At 56.4% G+C, this 17,307-nt stretch carries 16 protein-coding genes; 9 read left to right on the top strand and 7 right to left on the bottom strand.

Translation table 11 applies throughout. The annotated features are described in order from the left end of the window. Positions 1-30: 30 nt before the first annotated feature. Complete coding sequence (gene gloB, locus GJU83_RS00530; protein WP_153633496.1) at positions 31-825, bottom strand: hydroxyacylglutathione hydrolase; 795 nt, start codon at positions 823-825, stop codon at positions 31-33. A 96-nt stretch (positions 826-921) separates the two neighbouring features. On the opposite strand from gloB, the gene GJU83_RS00525 reads away from it, so the two are divergent. The 5 genes from GJU83_RS00525 (at position 922) to GJU83_RS00505 (ending at position 5,499) form a co-directional block, all read left to right on the top strand. Further along, positions 922-1,716: a methyltransferase domain-containing protein gene (locus GJU83_RS00525; protein WP_153633495.1), complete on the top strand. Its 795-nt coding sequence runs from the start codon at positions 922-924 to the stop codon at positions 1,714-1,716. A 28-nt stretch (positions 1,717-1,744) separates the two neighbouring features. Next, positions 1,745-2,188 (top strand): ribonuclease HI, encoded by a 444-nt coding sequence (gene rnhA, locus GJU83_RS00520; RefSeq protein WP_069183562.1) that lies wholly within the window; start codon positions 1,745-1,747, stop codon positions 2,186-2,188. Positions 2,189-2,211: 23 nt separating this feature from the next. After that, complete coding sequence (gene dnaQ / locus GJU83_RS00515; RefSeq protein ID WP_136629574.1) at positions 2,212-2,922, top strand: DNA polymerase III subunit epsilon; 711 nt, start codon at positions 2,212-2,214, stop codon at positions 2,920-2,922. A gap of 218 nt (positions 2,923-3,140) precedes the next feature. Beyond that, positions 3,141-4,847, top strand: coding sequence for a FimL-related protein (locus tag GJU83_RS00510; RefSeq protein WP_069183564.1), 1,707 nt, complete (start codon positions 3,141-3,143; stop codon positions 4,845-4,847). 4 nt (positions 4,848-4,851) lie between these two features. Continuing rightward, entirely contained in the window at positions 4,852-5,499 is a 648-nt protein-coding gene (locus tag GJU83_RS00505) for a multidrug transporter (RefSeq protein WP_153633494.1), read from the top strand. Between the two features lie 65 nt (positions 5,500-5,564). Here GJU83_RS00505 and GJU83_RS00500 read toward each other — a convergent pair whose 3' ends face one another. Then, the gene (locus tag GJU83_RS00500; RefSeq protein ID WP_136629577.1) at positions 5,565-5,879 is read right to left on the bottom strand and encodes an SCP2 sterol-binding domain-containing protein; all 315 of its coding nucleotides are present in this window, start codon (positions 5,877-5,879) and stop codon (positions 5,565-5,567) included. A gap of 231 nt (positions 5,880-6,110) precedes the next feature. On the opposite strand from GJU83_RS00500, the gene sohB reads away from it, so the two are divergent. Continuing rightward, positions 6,111-7,172, top strand: coding sequence for a protease SohB (gene sohB, locus GJU83_RS00495; protein ID WP_153633493.1), 1,062 nt, complete (start codon positions 6,111-6,113; stop codon positions 7,170-7,172). Positions 7,173-7,195: 23 nt separating this feature from the next. Beyond that, a complete protein-coding gene (locus tag GJU83_RS00490; RefSeq protein ID WP_153633492.1) occupies positions 7,196-8,194 on the top strand; it encodes a YhdH/YhfP family quinone oxidoreductase in 999 nt (332 codons plus the stop codon). A gap of 50 nt (positions 8,195-8,244) precedes the next feature. Here the strand turns inward: GJU83_RS00490 and GJU83_RS00485 are convergent, their stop codons facing one another. The 4 genes from GJU83_RS00485 to metH all read right to left on the bottom strand — a co-directional run bounded on the left by GJU83_RS00485 (position 8,245) and on the right by metH (position 14,726). Then, complete coding sequence (locus GJU83_RS00485; protein ID WP_153633491.1) at positions 8,245-8,751, bottom strand: DUF934 domain-containing protein; 507 nt, start codon at positions 8,749-8,751, stop codon at positions 8,245-8,247. Then, complete coding sequence (locus GJU83_RS00480; protein WP_069183570.1) at positions 8,744-10,396, bottom strand: nitrite/sulfite reductase; 1,653 nt, start codon at positions 10,394-10,396, stop codon at positions 8,744-8,746. Before GJU83_RS00480 ends, GJU83_RS00485 begins: the two co-directional genes overlap by 8 nt. Before the next feature lie 361 nt (positions 10,397-10,757). Beyond that, on the bottom strand, positions 10,758-10,994 hold the full coding sequence (locus GJU83_RS00475) for a DUF2970 domain-containing protein (RefSeq protein WP_153633490.1): 237 nt from the start codon (positions 10,992-10,994) through the stop codon (positions 10,758-10,760). A 33-nt stretch (positions 10,995-11,027) separates the two neighbouring features. Then, on the bottom strand, positions 11,028-14,726 hold the full coding sequence (gene metH, locus GJU83_RS00470; RefSeq protein WP_153633489.1) for a methionine synthase: 3,699 nt from the start codon (positions 14,724-14,726) through the stop codon (positions 11,028-11,030). A 232-nt stretch (positions 14,727-14,958) separates the two neighbouring features. Between metH and nfuA the strand changes: the two genes are divergently transcribed. Then, positions 14,959-15,546 (top strand): Fe-S biogenesis protein NfuA, encoded by a 588-nt coding sequence (gene nfuA / locus GJU83_RS00465; RefSeq protein WP_069183573.1) that lies wholly within the window; start codon positions 14,959-14,961, stop codon positions 15,544-15,546. Positions 15,547-15,772: 226 nt separating this feature from the next. Then, the gene (locus GJU83_RS00460; protein ID WP_217352201.1) at positions 15,773-16,966 is read left to right on the top strand and encodes a hypothetical protein; all 1,194 of its coding nucleotides are present in this window, start codon (positions 15,773-15,775) and stop codon (positions 16,964-16,966) included. A gap of 14 nt (positions 16,967-16,980) precedes the next feature. Here GJU83_RS00460 and GJU83_RS00455 read toward each other — a convergent pair whose 3' ends face one another. Continuing rightward, complete coding sequence (locus GJU83_RS00455; protein ID WP_069183574.1) at positions 16,981-17,307, bottom strand: TusE/DsrC/DsvC family sulfur relay protein; 327 nt, start codon at positions 17,305-17,307, stop codon at positions 16,981-16,983.

The following is a 17,307-nucleotide window of genomic DNA, read 5'->3' as shown; positions in this document are numbered from 1 at the left end:
GAGGATTTGTTAAGTGCGTAGCGCAGGCCGTCAGAAGTTATCCTTGCCGTGGCGTATGGCCGCAAAGATGGCGTTTTCGGAATCCGCCGGCAGACCGTGGCTCGCACAATAGGCTCGGGCCGAATCCACGACAGCCGGATCATCCCAGCGGAGAAATGGATTCAGCCGTTTCTCGTCATCCAGTACCGAGGGGACGGTGGGCCTTCCCTCATTACGAGCGGCCTGGCACTGCTGCTCGAAATCCCGCAGTCCCTCGTCTTCAGGGAGCCAGCTTCTGGCGAAACGGAGATTGGCGAGGGTATATTCGTGGGCGCAATAAACCGCGGTTTTACCCGGCAGGGCCCTCAGGGTCTGGAGCGATTGGCGCATTTGCTCAGGAGAACCCTCGAACAGGCGACCGCAACCACAGACAAACAGGGTATCGCCGCAGAACAGAACTGGCCGGCCCTGAACCTCTACATCCGTGAAATAGGCTATGTGGTCCAGGGTATGACCGGGTACGCCCAGCACCTGGAAAGTGATTTCCCCCCAGATCACCTCGTCGCCCGGGTGAACCAGGTTGGTACTACCTTTATAGGGGGAGTCCGCGGGGCCGGTGACACGGCAATCCGGAAAACGGGAAACCAGCTCTTTGACGCCGCCAACGTGGTCCGGGTGGTGATGGGTCACAAGGATGGTGTCCAGTGTCAGGTTGTTCGCGGCCAGGTGGTCCAGAACCGGTTGAGCCTGCCCCGGGTCCACAATCAACGCTTTATCGCTGTTGGTGTCCGAAAGGCACCAGATATAGTTGTCACTGAACGCGGGTATGGCAGAAATGGTCAACATAGGGCCCCACATGTGCTTATCGAATGTGACTGATATGATAGAGCATTAAATACAAGGCCCCAACCACAGGTTCCGGCTTCCGGGAGTGCCGCTTTGGTGAGTGAATCCGACGCAGTTGATTATTCCGCCAGACATGAAAGCTTTGAGCGCTGGTTCCAGACCCCGCTGGGGCGGGCACTTCTGGCAGACCAGAGGCGGTTTGTGGATGCTGAGCTTCAGCGCCTCACTGGCGCCAGACAATTGCAGGTAAGCATCAGCCACCGCCTGCCACTGGCTACGGGAACGGATTTCTCCCAGAAGATCATGACAACGCCGCGATGGTATCCCCACATCCCCGAGGGAGTCGCCATTTGCGATGCTGACGAGTTGGCCTTTCCAGGTGACTCCATGGATCTGGTGGTGCTGCACCACGCTGCGGATTTTTCACCCTATCCGCATCAGGTGATTCGGGAGGCAGCGCGTGTGCTTCGCGGAGAAGGGACCATGGCTTTGTTTGGATTCAATCCGCTCAGCCTCTGGGGAGCACGGAAACTGATCACCAGGAGTAGCGAAGGCCCATGGGGCGGTCGTTTCCTGTTGCGCGGTCGGATGGAAGACTGGCTTCACCTGCTGGGCTTCAATGTCGAGGCGTCCGTCACGAGGTTCTTCCGAGCGCCTCTCCAACGCGCCGGACGAAAGCCACGGTCCCGTATCGATGATCGCCTGTCGGGAAATCGACTCCTGCCAGTGGGCGCCTATTACTGTATCCTTGCCAAAAAACGCGTGCATGCACGGCTGCCAAGACGCCCTGTCTGGCGACAAAGCAAGGTCATTGCCTTGCCGGGGACTGGCACCGTTGGCGCCTCCCGGGGCTGCAGCCGGAGCGGTTCGTCCCTAAGCAAGCGTAAGTGATCCATTGATTATCGAACCAGGAGACTGAATGGCCGGCAAGGTAACCCTTTACACTGATGGCGCCTGCAAGGGCAATCCGGGCCCGGGAGGCTGGGGAGTGGTTCTGCGCTATGGCGATAACCGCAAAACCCTGCACGGCGGCGAAGCCAGAACCACCAACAATCGTATGGAGCTCATGGCGGCCATTCGGGGCCTCGAGGCCCTGAAGCGCCCGTGTGAAGTGGAGTTATTCACAGACTCACAATACGTGCGCAAGGGTATTACTGAATGGATGGCGGGCTGGAAACGCAATGGCTGGAAAACCTCTGCGAAAAAACCCGTCAAGAACGAGGATCTCTGGCGGGAGCTGGATTCCGAAGTCGCCCGGCACAAGATTAACTGGCACTGGGTCAAGGGGCATTCCGGCGTGCCCGACAATGAGCTGGCGGATGAACTCGCCAATCGCGGTGTCGAAGAGCTTTCCAACGCATAACTGCAGATAACCAGGTACAGGCAATGAGACAGATCGTACTGGATACAGAGACTACGGGTATTGATCCCGCAGAAGGCCATCGAATCATTGAGATCGGCTGCGTTGAACTTATGGAGCGCCAGCTCACCGGTCGCAACTACCACGTTTATATCAATCCCGACCGAGAGGTTGAGGCCGAGGCCATCACGGTCCACGGCATTACCAATGAGTTCCTGGCCGATAAACCCCGATTTGCCGAGATTGCCGACGAATTCTTCGAGTTCATCAAGGGAGCGGAGCTGGTTATCCATAACGCCGCCTTCGACGTTGGCTTCATGGATTCGGAATTCGCCCGGGTGAAGCCGGTGCGTAAGACCGCTGATCACTGTTCGATTGTCGATTCGCTCGCTATCGCAAGGGCACGCCACCCCGGGCAGAAGAACAATCTGGATGCGCTCTGTAAACGCTATGGCGTGGACAACAGCAACCGTGACCTTCACGGCGCTTTGCTGGATGCGGAAATTCTGGCCGACGTTTACCTGCTGCTCACCGGCGGCCAGACCGCGCTGTCACTGGATGCCGGCTCCGAAAGTGGTGGCGGCAACGGCGGAATCAGGCGGCTTCCGGCTGACAGAAAGCCGCTTTCCGTTGTTCGGGCCTCAAGTGCTGAAAATGAAGCCCATGACGAGTTCATGTCGCTGCTCGAAAAACAGGCCGGTGAAACCGTCTGGGGTAAACTCCAGAGCGCAGAATGAGAACTGGGTCGGCCTGTACTAAATGTTACATTCCGCCTTTCTTGAGGTACTTGAGTTTTATGTTATAAGTAATGATAAGTTCGCCAGTTTTTTGCGAACTGTCTTTGGCCGGATAAGGGGTTAACCGGCCCAGAACAAAAAGGCCTGGTCCGCTGCAGCCGGACCAGAGACCACCAAAGAGGATGCGGTAGTCTCCGCAATATTAACGGGAAGCGTTTATGGTTCAGTCGTCTCTCGCGACGAAATCGCAGTCGTTTGATCTGGTCAAAAGTGAAATCGAACAGACCATCAAGCAGGCAGAATCCAGCCTTGAACGCTTTCAGGAAAACCGCGAAAGGGGTGAGGATCTCCAGAACTGTGTTGATTTCATCAATCAGTTGCGGGGCATTTTTATCCTGGTGGAGCTTCGGGGCGGCACTTTGCTGTGCCAGGAAGCGGTCACCATGGCCAACGACGTACCCGTTGGTGCCAACGACGACAAAAACATCCTCCTGACCACACTGAACAGCGCGCTATTTATTCTCCGCCGCTATGTAGAGTATTACCACCAGCAAAGGGAAGATCATCCCGAACTGCTTCTTCCTGTTATCAATGATCTCCGGGAAGCCCGGCGGGAGAAACCTTATCCCGAATCCTGTTTTTTTGATGTCGATGTCAAGGAGCGCCCGGATTTCTGTGCCGGCATGACGCTGCAGGCCTTTGACGGCAATGAGGCCGATTACGAAATTATGGCCCGCCGCATGCGGCTGACTTTCCAGGTTGCGCTTCTGGGCATTCTGCGCGATCGAAACGACGTGGTGAATAAAAAGCTGATCGGGCGAGCGTCTCGTGGTTTTGCACGCCTGTGCCAGGGAGCGCCCATGGGGCAGATGTGGTGTCTTGTCGGGATAGTTGCGGACACCATGCTTGATCGGGCGATGGTGTTCACCAAGGCCCGCAAGCGCATGTTCATGCGGATCGAAAAATACGCCCGGGAAGTGGTTTACGTTGGCAAAGTCGCCACCGGCAAAGACGCCCCGGATTCCCTGATCCGCGACCTGGTCTATCTGTTGTATCGCAGTGGCTCTGCCAACCCTGAAGTCACCCAGGTGCTGTCCGCCTATCATCTCGCGCCAGCCGATTTTCCCGACTCCATGCTCGAGGCCCACGCCCGCAGGTTATATGGCCCCGGCAGCGACGTTCTCAAGTCCCTGTCAGAAGCGCTGCAGGATGAATTGAACCAGTTAAAAGACAAGCTGGACATCATCGAGCGTGGCATAGAGCCGGATCTGGCCGAGTTGTCTTCCATTGCTGATGCCCTAGAGCGTCTGGCAAACACCCTGGTTATGCTCGACCTGAACAAGCTGGCGAGCGTTTCACGGGAAGAGGCGGGCAAACTCCGGAGCTGGGAAGAAGAGTCCCGGCTGCCTGGTGATGATGAGCTTTACCGGCTGGCGGATTCCGTTCTGGGCATTGAAGATGCGGTAATGCAGATTGTCACCCGGGGTATCACGTCGGAAACCGATGCCCTGGCCAGTGGTGGGCGCAAGCGTGAAGAGTCTGTGTACCTTCGGGAAGCGCTGTATGTGGTTGCCGATGAAGCCCGTGGTGCTCTGACCCTGGCCAAACGAGCGATTACTGCCTTTATCGAATCCGACTACGACAAACTCCATCTGGCGAATCTGCCGGCAACCCTGCACAGTATCTGGGGCGGCCTGCAGATGGTTAACGACCCCGGGGCGGCAGGCGTTCTTGAGCGTGTGGCAGCCTCTATCCAGGAGCGTTTGCTGGATGCCAAGGAAGCCCCCGCAGCTCAGGTGCTTGAAGCCCTTGCCGACGCGCTGACGTCACTCGAGTACTACATCGAGAACATCGGCAAGAGTGAGGACCGTAATGTTGACCTGTTGAAGTTGGCAGAATCGTCGCTGGACGATGTAGGTTTGTAGTTCCATGTCCTATACGCTCGCGACCATTGTCCTTGCCGCTGCAGGCGCGGTGATGGTTATCGCGGGCCTGCTGTTTTTCAGACACCCCGGATGGCTGTTGACCTGGCTGAAGGGTACGGTGGTATTCAACGTTATCCTTGCCGGGCTTTACGTCCTTGTTATTGCGGTAAACCTCACCAGCTACCAATCGCTGGTCGGCATGCAGACCGTGGCAACCATTTCTACCCAACGACAGGCCGAGCAAATCTGGGAGGTTTCTCTCCAGGGCCAGAATGACATAGCCGCCATACGGACACTTCAGGGCGACCAGTGGCAGATCGATGCCAGGATTATTCGGTTTACCGGCCCGTTCCGATGGCTGGATATTGCTCCCGGCTATCGGCTGGAACGATTGAGCGGGCGTTACACGTCTCTTGAGCAGGAGCGGTCTGCGCCAAGAACAGCCGTAGGGCTTTCCGAGGACATCTGGCCGGATCTATGGCAGTGGGATCAGCAGTACAACTTGCCGTTTCTGGAGGCGGTGGACGGCAGCATGACTTTCATGCCAATGCGGGATGAGGCTGTTTTCGAGGTTAAACTTTCCGCCTCGGGACTGGTGGCCGTTCCGGTGAACGATCAGGCGAGGGCAGCCGTCCAGTTCTGGAACCAGTAGAATCCCGGGGTACAAAAAAACCTGCGTCGAAACGCAGGTTTTTTTACAACACTTGCCGGGGACAATCAGCCCATCTTGAACAGTTCGCCCAGCTTGGTTGCCAGCATCATGTCGCCTTCGGCGCGCAGCTGGCCTGCCATGAATGCCTGCATGCCGTCGGTCTCGCCGGAAACGATGCCGTGCAGGGTTTCGGAATTCATGATCAGGGTGACGGAAGGGTCGTCATGGGCGCCTTCGTGCATCTTGCAGGTGCCGTCATTGATGACCAGGTGATAGGTTTTGTCGTCTTCGATGTCGAACTGGAATACCAGGTCCAGGCCTTGAGCTGCGTCTGCGTTGAAATTCTGTTCGAGTTGTTCAAATACCTGAGCTACAGACATTGTTTTACCCTTTTGATGGTTGTCTAGTCATGATCACGACGGCTTGATGTCCCTGGCTGCACGAGCCTGATCGGTTGCCCGGGTAGAGCCGACCTCGCAATCCGACTTTATGGTTAGTGGTCCGGTCTGTCAAGATCGATCGAACGCTTGTTTTAATTTTTTTGCTCTCCTTATCACCATAAATTCGGTAAGTTACACTCTTGCCTTTGTACATTCAGTTGGAGAAGCACTTTGGAGTTCCTGACAGAATACGGTTTGTTTTTGGCCAAGATCGTTACCTTCGTGGTGGCGGCTCTGGTGGTGATCTCTGTCGTCATGTCCGCCGCCCAAAAGGATCGGGGTGATCATGAGGGCGAGGGAGAGCTCAAGATCCGGAAGCTCAATGAGAAATACGAGAAACTGCGTGAAACGATTCAATCCCGGCTGATGTCGGATCAACAACGCAAGCTCTTCCAGAAGGCCCGGAAGAAAGAACAGAAGGCCGAAAAAAAGGCGGCCAAGGCCAAGAAAGATAGCGACGAGCATGAGGACAGTCGCGGCCGAGTTTACGTTCTCGATTTCGATGGCGATATCAAGGCAAGCGACACCGATCCGCTTCGCCGCGCCATTACCGCCGTACTGAGCATCGCCGATCCGGAAAAGGACGAAGTTGTTATCCGCCTGGAAAGCGGTGGCGGACTGGTTCATTCGTATGGTCTGGCTGCCGCCCAGCTGGATCGCATTCGAAGCAAGGGCGTACGCCTCACCGCCTGCGTTGACAAGGTCGCGGCCAGCGGTGGCTACATGATGGCCTGTGTGGCCGACCGGATTGTGGCATCCCCGTTTGCCATACTTGGCTCCATTGGCGTGGTTGCCCAGCTCCCGAACTTCCACCGTTTCCTGAAGAAAAACGATGTGGACTTCGAAGTGCTGACTGCCGGCGAGCACAAGCGAACCATGACCATTTTCGGTGAAAACACCGATAAAGGCCGTCAGAAATTCCTGGAAGACCTTGAAGACACCCACGGTCTGTTCAAGGAATATGTCAGCGAACGACGGCCTGACCTGGATATCGCTGCAGTTGCCAATGGCGATATCTGGTTTGGCAAGCGGGCCCTGGAGGTAAAGCTGATCGATGAGATCAAAACCTCCGACGAATATCTCATTGAAGCCTGCGACCGCGCAGACGTAGTCTCAGTGGCATACCAGCGCAAACGGAGCCTTCCGGAAAAGCTCGGATTGGCAACCAGTGCGGCGCTTGAACACACGATCTGGAAAGTACTGGGCGCCTTCCGCAACCAGAAGTTCCAGTAGACCACTGAAAACGGGGAACAACGATGACAACCAATACCGAATTCAAAGCCTGGCGTGTCGAAGAGCAGAACGGAGAGTATGTCGGCGCCGAGAAAACCCTGAGCACCGGTGATCTGCCCGATGGCGAGGTCCTGATCCGGGTCAGCCACTCCTCGCTCAACTACAAGGATGCGCTGTCCGCGTCCGGCAACAAGGGAGTCACCCGTTCTTTCCCTCACACCCCGGGTATCGACGCCGCCGGTGAGGTCGTTGAGTCAGCTACGGGAACGCCGTCTAACGGCAGTCCCGTTATCGTAACGGGCTATGACCTGGGCATGAACACCGACGGTGGCTTTGGCGAATACATCCGCGTTCCTGCCGCCTGGTGCGTCCCCATGCCTGCCGGTTGGAACGCCCGCACCGCCATGATCTATGGCACCGCCGGTCTCACCGCAGGCCTCTGTGTCCAGAAGCTTCTGACCATGGGTGCCAAACCGGAGCAGGGTAAGGTTGCCGTTTCAGGTGCCTCCGGTGCCGTTGGCACCGTTGCCGTTGAGCTGCTTTCCAAACTCGGGTTCGAGGTCGTCGCCATCAGTGGTAAGGCCGAGCACGCGGATGATCTCAAGGCCCTGGGTGCCAGCGAAGTGGTGGGTCGTGAGACCCTGGCAGAAGAAAAGAAACCTCTGGTCAAACCTGCGTTTGCCAACGCGGTGGATACGGTCGGTGGCGGCCCGCTGGCCGAACTGCTCAAACAGATTCAGCCTGGCGGCTCCGTATCCTGCTGTGGCCTTGTCGCGGGACCCGGTCTTCAGACCACGGTACTTCCGTTTATCCTGCGTGGCGTGAATCTGCTGGGTGTGGATTCGGTAGAGATTCCGCTGGCGGAGAAAGAAGCCGTTTGGAAGAAATTCGCAGGGGAGTGGGCGTGTCCTAAAACGGAAGCTTCAGCCAGAGATATTGGCCGGAAGGATCTGGATGGCGCATTGAAGGCGTTTCTAAAAGGTGAGTCGTCCGGGAAGATTGTTCTGGATCACGCCAAGTAATTGGGAGTGAAGAGAGGGGTGAACCCCTCTCTTCATTCTTCCGATCTAAATCAGGAGGCCCGACGGCGGAAGAGAGGCATGTCGGTGTCGGTGGCGGCCTGATAACCCTGGCTGAAGAAGTTCAGGCACCGTGCGGCTTTGTTGATGTCCTTGTCAGCTCGAAGCACATAGGCGTCAAAACCGCAGCGCTTCATGAACTGCAGCTGATCCAATAGCACGTCGCCGATGGCACGCAATTCGTTCACGTAGCCAAAGCGTTCCCGCAGCAAACGGCCAATGCTGTAACCCCGGCCATCACTGAACTTCGGGAAGTTCACCGCAATCACCGGCAGCTCATTGACGTGGCCATTCAGGATCTCCGGCTCGTCGTGGCTGTCAAACCACACGCCGATATCCTGTCTGCCGGTGAAATGCTCGTAACCGGCCAGCCACAGATCCGCCGGGATCAATGCCGGCTGGTCAGCCGGGATGTCCAGTGATTCACCCTCAGCCGGGCGGGGAACCACAACCCAGTTGTCCTGACGGATGCTGCCGTCCGGAGAAATAACGTTAGGCATATACCCGCTCCTTGAAAGGATCAATTCCGACACGACGATAAGTATCCAGGAAGGTCTCTTCTTCCGTGCGCTTATCAACGTAGACATCAATGATCTTGGAAATCACCTTGGGCATCTCGTCCCGGGCGAATGACGGCCCCAGGATCTTGCCAATCGAGGCGTCGTGGTGGGACGAACCGCCAAGGCTGATCTGGTAGAACTCTTCACCCTTCTTGTCGACGCCAAGAACACCGATATTGCCGACATGGTGGTGGCCGCAGGCATTCATGCAGCCGGAGATGTTCAGATCAATGTTGCCCAGGTCGTACAGGTAGTCCAGATCATCGAACTGCCGCTGGATGGCTTCGGCCACAGGGATGGACTTGGCATTAGCCAGCGCGCAGTAGTCGCCGCCGGGGCAGCAGATGACGTCCGTCAGGGTGTTCAGGTTCGCGGTGCCGAAGCCCATCGGAGTAATGGCCTGCCACAACTCTAAAAGGCGATCCTGGCGCACATCTGCCAGCACCACATTCTGCTGGTGGGTGACCCGAACTTCGCCAAAACTGAACTCGTCCGCCAGATCGGCAATCTGCTCCAGTTGTTTGTCGCTGACATCTCCCGGAGGTGTACCGGTCTTTTTCATGGTCAGGGTGACAATGGCGTAGCCCGGCTTTTTGTGGGTGTCCACATTGTGGGTCAGCCACTGATCGAAGCCCCGATTCTCAAAGCGCTGGCTGGCCAGCAGGTCTGTGGCATTATCCAGTGCCGCGTAATCCGGCTCGGTAAAGTAAGCCTGGATGCGTTGAATCGCCTCCGGTGTCAGCCGGGTAGGGGAATCCTTGATGTGCTGCCACTCGGCTTCCACCTTCTCGGCGAAGCCTTCGGGAGTGAGCGCCTTCACCAGAATCTTGATCCGGGCCTTGAACTTGTTGTCCCGCCGGCCATACCGGTTGTAGACGCGCAGCACGGCTTCCAGGTAGGTCAGCAAGTCCAGTTCCGGAAGGAACTCACGGATAACCGGGCCAACCATGGGTGTCCGACCCAGGCCGCCACCAACATGAACACGGAAGCCGAGTTCGCCAGCCTCATTACGCGCCATCTGCAAGCCGATATCGTGCACCTGGATGGCGGCGCGATCGGTATGCTCGGACGCATTCACGGCAACCTTGAACTTTCGCGGCAGGAAGGCGAATTCCGGGTGAAAGGTGGACCACTGTCGAATGATTTCGCAGTAGGGGCGCGGATCCGCAATTTCATCGGACTGAACACCGGAGAACTGGTCTGTGGTGGTGTTACGAATGCAGTTGCCGCTGGTCTGGTTGGCATGCATTTCCACCTCGGCGAGTTCCGCAAGAATATCCGGAACGTCTTCCAGCGCCGGCCAGTTAAGCTGAACGTTCTGGCGGGTGGTGAAGTGCGCATAGCCTTTATCGTAGTCCCGGGTAATCCGGGCAAGTCTACGAAGCTGGTCCGAACGCATCATGCCGTAGGGAACACAGATCCTGAGCATGGGGGCAAGACGCTGAACGTACAGGCCGTTCTGCAGGCGAAGGGGAAGAAACTCGTCTTCTGCCAACTCACCGGCCAGAGCCCTTTCGGTCTGGTCACGGAACTGGGCAACCCTCTCGGCGGCCATTTGCCGATCGTGTTCATCGTATACGTACATAGTGGGAAGATCCTGCTTGAAAGCGACATATCGAGGCCGACGGCCTTATATCTGGGGGGAAGGATAACAGCGGGTTTATATTCTTAAAATGATTATTTCAAAATATGTTTATCGATTCAGGCGATAAGCAAGCGGAACAATGGACTGGACGAATATCAATTAACTGCTTAACTTAACAAAGGCAGCCGGGCCGATGTGCCGGGCTGTGTGAAAACAAGAAAAACACGAGACCCAACTCGGAAAGAGGAACAGACATGAAAAAGACCGTACGCTCAGATAGTCAGGCCGATGCCGTTGCCGCCGTTCTGCTGGTGGTGCTTGCCGTTGCGTTCGCCGTTGTCTGGGTGGCTGGCCAGTAATCTTACTGGCTCGCCAGGACCAGATTCACGATAACGATCAGGCCAACCACAAAGCTGGCTGTGAACAGAATGCCGGCGATGATATAGGGCCAGGGGCTATGGCTTGAGAAGTCCTCTTCCCGGCGCTTGTCGGACTGTACCCCGAAAGCGCCGGCCAGAATGCTTTGCATGACTTTTAAAACGCTAGGCCCGCGCTGCTTCTCTTGATCCTTTCTTTCTGCCTTTGAAGTCTCCGTCATACATCCGCCCCTGGTCTGTGCGTTGGCCGAAGTTTATTCTGCCGGATCGTAGGCCAGGCTTGGCGCTAGCCAGCGCTCTGCTTCGGCCTTGGAAATGCCTTTGCGTTCAGCATAGTCCTCAACCTGGTCAACGCCAATTTTGCCTACTGCAAAGTACTTGGATTCCGGATGTGCAAAGTACCAGCCGGATACGGCCGCAGTCGGGAACATGGCGAAATGTTCAGTCAGCTCAATACCTGCCGTGTCAGTGGCTTCAAGCAGGTTGAACAGGGTTGCCTTTTCGGTGTGATCCGGGCACGCCGGATAGCCCGGTGCAGGCCGTATCCCGCGGTACCTTTCCTTGATCAGGTCTTCATTGGCCAGCTTTTCATCGGCCGCGTAGCCCCAGAACTCCTGTCGGACCCGTTCGTGCATGCGTTCTGCGAACGCTTCCGCCAGACGGTCGGCCAACGCCTTCACCATAATGGCGTTGTAATCATCGTTGGCGTCTTTGAATTCCAGTGAGAACTCTTCCGCGCCAATGCCTGTGGTCACAGCGAAACCACCCACGTAGTCCAAAGTACCGGAGCCCTCAGGCGCAACGAAATCAGACAGTGCCATCATGGGTTTGCCGGGTGCCTTTTCATCCTGCTGACGGAGGTGGTGCAGGGTGGTCAGCTCCTCTCCGCACGACTCGTCTGCGTACAGAACAATATCGTCGCCCCGACGGTTGGCTGGCCAGAAACCAATAACGCCACGGGCCTGGACCCGTTTTTCGTCAATCATCCGGTGAAGAATCTTCTGGGCATCGTCGAACAGATGACGAGCCGCCTCGCCGCGTTTCGGATCATCAAAGATGGCCGGGTACTTGCCGGAAATGTCCCAGGACAGGAAGAACGGTGTCCAGTCGATGTAATCCACCAGCTCAGTGAGGTCATATTCCTCAAATACCCGGATACCGGTGAATGCCGGCCTGGGAGGCTGGTAGCCTTCGAAGGAGATTTCCGGCGCGCGGTCGCGGGCTTCTTTCAAAGACACCAGCTTGGTCCGGTCGCCGCGGTTTTTCCGGCGTTCACGAATCTCGTCGTATTCGGTGCGGGCCGCTTCGACAAATTCCGGCTTTGCAGTCTTGCTGAGAAGCTGGGATGCCACGTTCACGCAGCGGGATGCATCCGACACATACAGGGCAATGTCATTTTTGTATTGGGGCTCGATTTTCACCGCTGTGTGAGCCTTCGATGTTGTCGCACCGCCGATCATCAACGGGATGTTGAAATCCAGCCGTTGCATCTCACGGGCCACGTGGACCATCTCGTCCAGGGACGGCGTGATCAAGCCGCTCAGGCCAATAAGGTCGACATCATGCTCTTTGGCGGCGGCAAGGATCTTGTCGCAGGGCACCATCACGCCTAGGTCAATCACCTCGTAGTTGTTGCACTGGAGCACAACGCCCACGATGTTCTTCCCAATGTCATGGACATCGCCCTTCACCGTGGCCATGAGGATCTTGCCCTTGGCTTTCTGGTCTTCGGTTTTTTCTGCCTCAATGTAGGGAATCAGGTGCGCGACGGCCTGCTTCATCACTCGGGCGCTCTTGACCACCTGGGGCAGGAACATCTTGCCGTCGCCGAAGAGATCACCGACCACGTTCATGCCGTCCATGAGCGGGCCTTCGATTACCTCGATGGGGTGGCTGGCGTTTAAGCGACAGGCTTCGGTGTCCTCGACGATATAGGTTGTAATCCCTTTCACCAGGGCGTGTTCGAGGCGTTTTTCGACAGACCATTCACGCCAGGCGAGGTCTTCTTCCTGGGTTTTGCCGCCTTTACCTTTGTAGCGCTCGGCAATCTCGAGCAGGCGGTCGGTGGCATCATCGCGCCGGTTCAGGACAACGTCTTCCACCAGCTCCTTGAGCTCCGGATCAATTTCATCGTAGATCACCAGCTGGCCGGGGTTCACGATACCCATGTTCATGCCGGCCTTGATGGCGTGATACAGGAACACCGAGTGGATGGCTTCCCGGACCACGTCATTGCCCCGGAACGAGAAAGAAACGTTGCTCACGCCGCCGGAAATCGAAGCGTGGGGCAGGTTTTCCCGGATCCAGCGGGTGGCGTTGATGAAGTCCACCGCGTAGTTGTTGTGCTCTTCGATGCCGGTGGCAATGGCGAAGATGTTGGGGTCGAAGATGATATCCGCCGGGTTGAAGCCAATACCGGTCAGTACATCATAAGAGCGTTTGCAGATTTCTGTCTTGCGCTCGTAGGTGTCGGCCTGGCCCTGTTCGTCAAAGGCCATCACCACCACAGCGGCTCCATAGCGCATGCAGTCCCTGGCCCGTTTTATGAACTCCTCTTCGCCTTCCTTGAGACTGATGGAATTCACCACGGCCTTGCCCTGGATGCAGCGCAGGCCTGCTTCGATCACATCCCACTTGGAGGAGTCGATCATGATCGGTACCCGCGAGATATCCGGCTCGGAGGCAACCAGGTTCAGGAAGGTAACCATCACCTCCTTGGACTCCAGCATGCCCTCATCCATATTGATATCGATGATCTGGGCACCGTTCTCAACCTGGTCCCGGGCAACGCTGAGGGCTTCTTCGTACTGTTCTTCTTTGATCAGACGCAGGAAACGCTTGGACCCGGTGACGTTGGTTCGCTCGCCCACGTTAATGAAGAGAACATTGTCGTCGCCGGTGAACGGCTCGAGGCCAGACAGGCGCAATGCTCTCGGACGCTCTGGAATTTTCCGGGGTGGGTATTTGGCCACCGCCTGCGCAATCGCTTCAATGTGGTCCGGTCGCGAACCGCAGCAGCCGCCGATGATGTTCAGGAAGCCATCACGGGCAAAACCTTCGATAATCTCGGCCATTTCCTCGGGGGTCTGGTCGTATTCGCCAAACTCGTTGGGAAGACCGGCGTTCGGGTGCGCGCTGACGAAGGTTTCCGCCTTGTCAGAGAGCTCCTCCACGTACGGGCGTAAAGCATCTGCACCCAGCGCACAGTTAAGGCCGACTGAAATGGGTTTGGCGTGCGCTACCGAGTTCCAGAAGGCTTCGGTGGTTTGGCCGGAAAGGGTCCGACCGGAGGCATCGGTGATCGTGCCGGAAATCATGATCGGCAGGGTGACGCCACTGTCTTCAAAGTATTGCTGCGTGGCGTAGATCGCCGCCTTGGCGTTCAGGGTGTCGAATATGGTTTCGATCAGGATGAGGTCGCAACCACCCTCGGCCAGGCCTTCGACAGCTTCATAATAGTTATCGACCAGGGTCTGAAAATCGACGTTCCGGTAGCCCGGGTTATTCACGTCCGGTGAAATGGATGCGGTACGCGATGTGGGCCCGACGGCGCCGGCCACAAAACGGGGCTTGTCCGGATTTCTGGCGGTGTATTCGTCTGCAATCTCACGGGCCAGCCTGGCAGCGGCCACGTTAAGTTCCTTGGCAATTGCCTCCAGTCCGTAATCTGCCTGGGACAGTTGGGTGGAGTTAAAGGTGTTGGTTTCGATAATATCTGCGCCGGCATCCAGGTAATCCGCATGAATGTTGCGGAGCAGGGCAGGCTGGGTCAGGTTCAGAAGATCATTGTTACCCTGGACTTCCCGATCATAGTCGGCAAACCGATCACCACGGAACGCCTTCTCGTCCAGCTTGAGATTCTGGATCATGGTGCCCATGCCGCCATCAAGGATCACAATGCGTTCCTGCAGGGCCTTTTGGAGCTGGTCGAGACGGGTGGTGCGATCGGTCATAGAAGTACTTCCGGATGTCGTTAATAACGCAGTATTAATGTCAATGGCGCGGGATCATAGCAAAAATGCCTGAGCCCGTCTTAGTACGAATGACGATTATCAACTGCCTTCTGCAAATACCTGCCAATACGGGAAATTGATTACCTTCGTAAAGCCCGACTATTTTACTTGGTCTTTCATGTTCCCGCGAACTCCCTTAAAATGAACTCAAACTTTCAAACGGGTTGAAAACATGGCTCAGGTTACTGTGACAGATCCCGCACGGGACTATCTTGCACAACTTATCGAAAAACAGGATGTGGAAGGCATGGGTGTGCGTATATTCGTTACCCAGCCCGGCACCAAGAACGCCGAGACCTGTCTGGCCTACTGCCCACCCAACGAAGTTGTACCGACGGACGAGCAGGTGGATCTGGACAAGTTCATCCTTTATCTGGACCACAATTCCGTTCCGTTCCTTGAAGAAGCGTACGTGGATTACTCCAAAGACCAGATGGGTGGCCAGCTCACCATCAAGGCACCGAACGCAAAGGTGCCGAAGATTGATGACGATGCGCCGCTTCCGGACCGGGTGAATTACATTCTGGCTTCCGAAATCAATCCCAACCTGGCAGCTCATGGCGGCGAGGTGTCTCTGGTAGAGATCGTTGATGAATCAGTGGCGGTGTTGCGTTTTGGTGGCGGCTGCCAGGGTTGCTCTGCAGTCAGTCTGACCCTTAAACAGGGCGTAGAGACCACCCTTCGGGAGCGTGTTCCGGAAATCACTGCCGTAAGGGATGTGACCGATCACTCTTACACTGAAAACGCCTACTACCAGTAAGCGCCAAGGTCTTTTCTTTCCTGTGGACCGCGCCCTCAGGGCGCGGCGCCCACTCAAGACTGCCGCAGTACCCTCATCTCCCTGGCTACACGGCCAATGTTGTGACATTTCAATTACTTCATCATTCGTCACATACACGGAAACATCAGGCATGTACCATCCTGGCTGCCTGTTAACAGAATTATCACCAGCTTGAACGGATTACACTCTTACACCGGGGTCAAACTTGTACGACGTTGCGCTTCTGTCTGTGCCACTCATGGCGGCCGTTGTTGGTTGGCTGACCAACTGGCTTGCCATCCAGATGTCCTTTTACCCGGTTCAATTCATCGGCGTGGGCCTGGTGGGCTGGCAGGGGGTTATTCCCCGCAAGGCGGAAAAGATGGCGCACATCTGCATCGACAGGACCCTCCAGCAGTTCGGCGACCTCAACGCCGTCTATCAGAAGCTCGAACCCCAGCGCATCGTTGAGCAGGTTGTTTCCCAGGTCACCCCCAGAATGGATGAGTACATTGATGAAGTCATGTACGAGATTCAGCCGGTCCTCTGGGACAATCTACCCCTGTTTCTGAGGAATCGGATTTACCAGTGGGCACGGGAGCAATTGCCGTCCCGGGTAAAGGAGCTGGTCGAGGACTTTGGCGATGATCTGGATGAGTTGGTGGATCTCAAGGCGTTGCTCAGCCGGGAACTGGAGAAGCAGCCGGATATGATGAACCGGATCTTCCAGCAAGCCGGGGCGGTGGAACTCCAGTCCGTGATCAACCGTGGCGCGATTATCGGCGGCATCCTCGGGGCAGTCCTCGTGCCTTTGTGGACCCATTATCCAGAACCCTGGCTGTTGCCCCTCGGGGGCTTTGTGGTCGGGTTCGTAACCAACTGGATTGCGATCAACCTGATCTTCTCCCCGCTCAGGCCGCGCCGGTTTCTGTTCTGGAAAATCCAGGGACTGTTTCTGCGCAGGCAACCAGAGATCAGCGATGTCTGGGCAAAGTTGGTGGCCGAAGAACTGATCACGGTTGAGAAAGTTGCCGATGCCATGATCAATGGCAGTCAGGGCGACAGGACCCGGGCGATCATCCAGAAACATCTTCGCCCCTTGCTGGACAATTCCGTCATCATGAAACTGACAGCGCAGGTGACCATGGGCATGACGGGTTACACCGAACTGCAACGGGTGATGAACCAGAAGGCGGTTCTGGCCACCGGAGATGTCTTTAGCGACCCCGCGTTTAACCGGGAGAGGGCGCCGGTGGTGGCGGAAGTGTTGTCGGGGCAGATGAAGGCACTGAAACCGGATGAATTCCAGGACATTCTTCGCCCGGCGTTCAGGGAAGAGGAACTCCAACTGATGCTCGTGGGCGGTATTTTCGGTGCCCTGGCAGGGCTGCTTCAGTTCCTATCCTTTGTCGGTATGTGAGCTGCTGCGCGGCGCTACAGGCAATTGGTGGGGCGGGGAAGCCCGGCTATCCGGCAGGCGGTCTTGGCTGGGGTTCCGGGAAACAGTTGCATCAGATAAATGCTGTTGCCCCTGTCCTCGCCCAAGGCCTCTTTGACCGCTTTCACGAACAGGCGGTTCGAGGGTGGCGATATTTCATGTTCCTTATAAAAAGACCGCAAAAACTCTATGATTTCCCAATGTTTTTCGGTCAACTCCATTCCGTCCTCAGCGGCTATGGTAGCCGCGACATCTTCCGTCCAGTCTCGGGCGTCTTCAAGAAAACCTTCGTTATTTCGTTCCGGCATTGTGGTATTGGTCAT

Source organism: Marinobacter salsuginis (assembly GCF_009617755.1).
Classification (GTDB): domain Bacteria; phylum Pseudomonadota; class Gammaproteobacteria; order Pseudomonadales; family Oleiphilaceae; genus Marinobacter; species Marinobacter salsuginis.
This window is presented reverse-complemented; position numbering and strand designations above follow the sequence as displayed.